Below are 4,737 nucleotides of genomic sequence, written 5' to 3' on the forward strand. Positions count from 1 at the left end.
CTGCACGACGCCTACCTTGCGCTCGGTGCCTGGGGACTGCCCGTCTCCAGCCACACCACCCGGGTCGACAGCGTCGCCGGCGTGCACGAGCGGATCCGCTACTGGGGCGAGCACCGCCACGACGTGGACCACGAGATCGACGGCGTCGTCGTCAAACTCGACGACGTGGCGCTGCAGCGCAGGCTGGGCTCGACGTCGCGGGCGCCGCGCTGGGCGATCGCCTACAAGTACTCGCCGCAGGAGGTGCAGACCAAGCTTCTGGACATCCGGGTCAACGTCGGCCGGACCGGGCGCGTCACGCCGTTCGCCCTCATGGCGCCGGTCAAGGTCGCCGGTTCGACGGTGGCGCTGGCGACCCTGCACAACGCCGCCGAGGTCAGGCGCAAGGGCGTGCTGATCGGGGACACCGTGGTGATCCGCAAGGCCGGCGACGTGATCCCCGAGGTGCTGGGTCCGGTCGTCGACCTGCGCGACGGCTCCGAACGTGCGTTCGTCATGCCCACCCACTGCCCCGAGTGCGGCACCGAACTGGCCCCCGAGAAGGAGGGCGACGCCGACATCCGCTGCCCCAACGCCCGGTCCTGCCCGGCGCAGCTGCGGGAGCGCGTGTTCCACGTCGCCGGCCGCGGCGCCCTCGACATCGAGGGTCTGGGCTACGAGGCGGCCGCCGCGCTGCTGGCCGCCGGGGTGATCGCCGACGAGGGCGACCTGTTCACGCTCACCGAGGACGACCTGCTGCGCACCGAGCTGTTCCGGACGAAGGCCGGAACGCTGTCGGCCAACGGCGCGCGGCTGCTGGCCAACCTCGAGGAGGCCAAGGCCGCGCCGCTGTGGCGGGTGCTGGTGGCGCTGTCGATCCGGCACGTGGGACCCACGGCCGCCCGCGCCCTGGCCACCGAGTTCGGCGACCTGCAGGCGGTCGAGTCGGCGTCCACCGAGCAGCTGGCCGCGGTCGAGGGCGTGGGACCGACCATCGCCGCGGCGGTCACCGAGTGGTTCACCGTGGACTGGCACCGCACGATCGTCGACAAGTGGCGGGCCGCGGGCGTGCGCATGGCCGACGAGCGCGACACGAGCGTGCCGCGCACCTGCGAGGGTCTGACGGTCGTGGTCACCGGTTCGCTGACCGGGTTCTCCCGCGACGAGGCCAAGGAGGCGATCGTGGCGCGCGGCGGCAAGGCCGCCGGTTCGGTGTCGAAGAAGACCGACTTCGTCGTCGCCGGCGATTCGCCCGGCTCCAAATACGACAAGGCCGTCGAGCTGGGGGTCCCGATCCTCGACGAGGACGGCTTCCGCCGGTTGCTCGAGCAGGGGCCCCCGGACGGGGAAACCCCCGAATAGTTCCCCGCGGCCGGTTGCGCGCCCGCGTGTGAGGGTACTCACACGCCAATTGGTGGGCTGTTGGATTGGGGGACACCGATGACCGCTGTCGAAGTTCAGCACGACGGATACCCGGCGTACCGCCGCAAGGTGCGGTTCGACTGGTCGGGCACCCCGCTGCACTGGGTGCCCGACGACCCGTTCTCCACGCACGTGATGAACGTGCTGCACCTGCTGCTGCCGGCCGGCGAGCGCTGGTTCATCCAGGTCGTCAACGAGGCCGAGCCGATGGTCGACGACCCCGAACTGCGGGCCGCGATCAAGCCGTTCATCCAGCAGGAGGCCTGGCACGCCTGGGCGCACCAGATGGTGCTCGACCACCTGGCCGACCAGGGGATCGACACCGCGCCCTACACCGACAAGCTGCAGAAGTGGCTGTCCGTCCTCGGCGACCAGCACGAGAAGTGGCCCAAGGCGTTGCAGCGCTGGTGGCTGTACCGGCGGCTGGCCGACGTCGCCGCGCTCGAGCATTTCACCGCGGTGCTCGGGCAGTGGGTCATCCAGAACCGCGGCCTCGACTATGCCGGCACCGACCCGACGATGCTGGACCTGCTGCGCTGGCACGGGGCCGAGGAGATCGAGCACCGCTCCCTGGTCTACGACGTCTACCAGAACGTGTGCGGCAGCTACCCGCTGCGCGCCTTGTCGATGCTGCTGACCATGCCGCAGTTCGTGTTCTGGTGGCTGGCCGGGGTGCGCTACCTGATGGCCAACGACCCCACCACCGACGCCAAGCCGCGCTGGCGCGACTGGCTGCGCGCCGCGCGCCAATACCGGGTGCCGGGACCGTGGAAGCTCACCGTGACCGTGCCGCTGCGGTACCTGCGGCCCAGCCACCACCCGAGCACCGAGGCGTCCACGCAGATGGCGATGGAGTATCTGGAGCACTCGCCGGCCGCGCTGGCCGCGAGCCAGAACGGGGCCGAGCGCTAGCGGCCCGCCCGTCCCGGCGCCCTCCGCGCTCCGAACCCACGCGTCGCCGCCCTCCGTAGGATGACGTGCGACCGGTTGCCTGGGCTCCCGTTTGTCCGCGGCCGGTCGTCACCCGATTCTTCGGGAGGCCCTGGATGCATGTCGCGCTTTTCACCGATCTCCACCCCGACGGCCTCGGAGGGGCGCAGGTTGCGGTGGCCACGCAGCGTCGTGCGCTCGAGCAGTGTGGGCACCGGGTCACGGTCTTCTCGGCACCGATGCCCGGCTCGGTCGACGCCGACCCGCGCGTCGTCGAGCTGAGGCCGGTCCCGCTCATCGACCCGCTGATCCGCACGCTGGGCAGGCACGAGGACTTCGCCCTCGTCTGGCCGTCCAAGACGAATCGCGCGATCATCGACGAGGCGTTTGCCCGCCGCGGGCCCATCGACATCGTGCACACCCACGGTGACTTGGGCGTGGCGATAGCCGGCGTGGACGCCGCTCGCCGGCATGGTGTTCCGGTCGTCCAGACCAAGCACACCCGCTACGACGTGTATTTCGAGCAAGCCACCCCGGCCCCCCTGGCCTTGGCGATGTTGGTCAGCCAGGGGTGTTGCGCGTCACTGATCTTGGACATGGTGGCGTCATTCCTGTTGAGGCTGGTTCGGGTGTGAAATAGCCCCGCTCAATCGTGTCGAGCGGGGCTGTCGGTGGTCGTGATGTCGCGGCGGTGCTCAGGGTGTCGCGGGCTGGATGTCGTGGTTGGTTTCGGTGATCGCCGATCGTGCGCTGGACTCGTCGACGAGGTTTTTGCCTGCGGCGCAGGCGGCGATGAGCGCGGCGATGGCGAGCCGGTTGACACCGCGGGGCTTGCCGCGACCGGAGTCGTGGATCAGGGCGAGGGCATCGTCGGTGAACAGCGGGTCGGATCGGCCGGCGAGCTGTAGGTGGTGGCGGATGTATCCGGCGGTCTCCTCGCTGGTCATGCCGGTCATGGTGCGGCGCACGGTGATGCGTTGTTCCAGGGCGGCCAAGATGCCCAGGGACATTTTGGCGGCGAGTGTGGGTTGGCCGAGAAGTATTGTGGCGAACGGTGATTCGGTGTCGAGACGGTGATTGGTGAGCAGCCGCAGCGCTTCGAGGGCGTCGTGGGAAAGCAGGTGGGCCTCGTCGATGCACAAGATGGGGACGCGGCCGCGTTCGGCGGCTTCGGCGGCCAGCGCATCGCGGGCTTGGGGAACCAGGGCGGCGTTGTGGAAGCTGGGCCGGCAGCCCAGCGCGGTCACGATGTGGTGGTAGATGCCGCGGGCGGCGACGGTGGGGTCGGGGATGTAGATCAGGTGGTGACGTGCCGGTTCGGCGCGCTCGATCGCGGCGCGGGCGGCGACGGTCTTGCCGACACCGACTTCGCCGGTGATCACGGTGATACCGCGGGTGGCGATGCCGTAGCCGATGCGGGCGGCGGCCTGGGAGTGGTCGGCACTGGGAAACAGCATGCCCGGCGCCAGGGCGCGGCCGAAGGGCATGGTCGTCAAACCGAAATAGGATTGGATCTTGTCGAGCATGATGGTCCGTTCCCCGTGGGCTCGCCACGGTGGTCGAGGTGGATAGCGTTGCTGCTTAAGGGTTTTGCGGTCCGGTTTGGTCGTGGCGGGGTGCTTGGATGTCGCTGTCGGCCAGGGCGAGATAGTTGATCGCCTGACCCACATCGGCTTGATGTGCCTGCTCCAGCAGGTGCAGGTAGTCGATGCCGGTGGCTTGCACCGGTGCGGGGATGTCGGGTTTGACCGCGGGGTGGGTGTGGCGGCCGATGGTGTGCGGAATGGCCCGGCCCATCGCCTTGCCCTGGTATTCGATGTCGATGACGGTCAGGTCGAACGGGGTGAACAGCAGATCCACGACACGGCCGACCAGGGCGGGGTCGAGCTCATAGCGGTTGCCGTGCAACGACACCGTGGCGGTGGCGGTGACCCTGCGCTGCTCGCGCCACAAAAACGCGCGCCGCAAAAGCCCCGCGTCCGGGCGCGGCGCCGGGGTGCGGCCCTGGGCGTGATAGCGCGCCAGCGGGGTGGCGCCGGTTTCTGAATGCACGCTGCGGTGGTAGTGCTGGTGGCACCAGGCGGTGAACAACCGGTTCAGCTCCTCGAGCGAGGCCACCTCCCCGGCGGCCTCGATCTCGACCAGGAACTGGTCGCGCACGGTGCGGTTCCAGCGTTCTATTTTGCCCCGCCCTTGCGGTTTTCCGGGCCGGCTGTGCACCAGCGCGATGTCGAGCACCGCCGCCGACCAGGCCAGCTGACCGCTGACGTAGGCAGCTCCGTTGTCGCAGTACAGTTTTCGCGGGCAGCCGGAGCCTGTCACGATTTCTGTGTAAGTCAGAGGTGATTTGACTACGAGTTGTATTCTAGCACAATGGGATTCGCCCAGGGAATAGTCTGGCGAGTG

Annotated in this window: 4 protein-coding genes and 1 pseudogene; 3 read left to right on the forward strand and 2 right to left on the reverse strand. The window is 69.2% G+C overall.

Going from position 1 to position 4,737, the window contains the following annotated elements; translation table 11 throughout:
- From ligA to AC2VOR_RS06500, 3 genes and pseudogenes are all read left to right on the forward strand, one after another.
- Window positions 1–1,341, forward strand: a 1,341-nt coding sequence (gene ligA / locus AC2VOR_RS06490; RefSeq protein WP_486963418.1) for an NAD-dependent DNA ligase LigA, incomplete at its 5' end; no start/stop codon positions are given.
- 78 nt (window positions 1,342–1,419) lie between these two features.
- Entirely contained in the window at window positions 1,420–2,313 is an 894-nt protein-coding gene (locus tag AC2VOR_RS06495) for a metal-dependent hydrolase (protein WP_369739607.1), read from the forward strand.
- Window positions 2,314–2,447: 134 nt separating this feature from the next.
- Window positions 2,448–2,900 (forward strand): annotated as a pseudogene (locus AC2VOR_RS06500) (glycosyltransferase); the annotation flags it as partial.
- Window positions 2,901–3,026: 126 nt separating this feature from the next.
- Here AC2VOR_RS06500 and AC2VOR_RS06505 read toward each other — a convergent pair.
- Together AC2VOR_RS06505 and AC2VOR_RS06510 are read right to left on the reverse strand one after the other, a co-directional pair.
- Window positions 3,027–3,857, reverse strand: coding sequence for an ExeA family protein (locus tag AC2VOR_RS06505; protein ID WP_369738281.1), 831 nt, complete (start codon window positions 3,855–3,857; stop codon window positions 3,027–3,029).
- A gap of 55 nt (window positions 3,858–3,912) precedes the next feature.
- Window positions 3,913–4,653, reverse strand: a complete 741-nt coding sequence (locus AC2VOR_RS06510) for an integrase core domain-containing protein (RefSeq protein WP_486963419.1) — start codon at window positions 4,651–4,653, stop codon at window positions 3,913–3,915.
- Window positions 4,654–4,737: the final 84 nt, after the last annotated feature.

The sequence above is a fragment of the Mycobacterium sp. TH-M103 genome (assembly GCF_057473785.1).

Excerpts from the sequence above, each read along its gene's own strand:
- AC2VOR_RS06495 (WP_369739607.1), top strand. The coding sequence starts at position 1,420 with ATGACCGCTGTCGAAGTTCAGCACGACGGATACCCGGCGTACCGCCGC.
- AC2VOR_RS06505 (WP_369738281.1), bottom strand. The coding sequence starts at position 3,857 with ATGCTCGACAAGATCCAATCCTATTTCGGTTTGACGACCATGCCCTTC.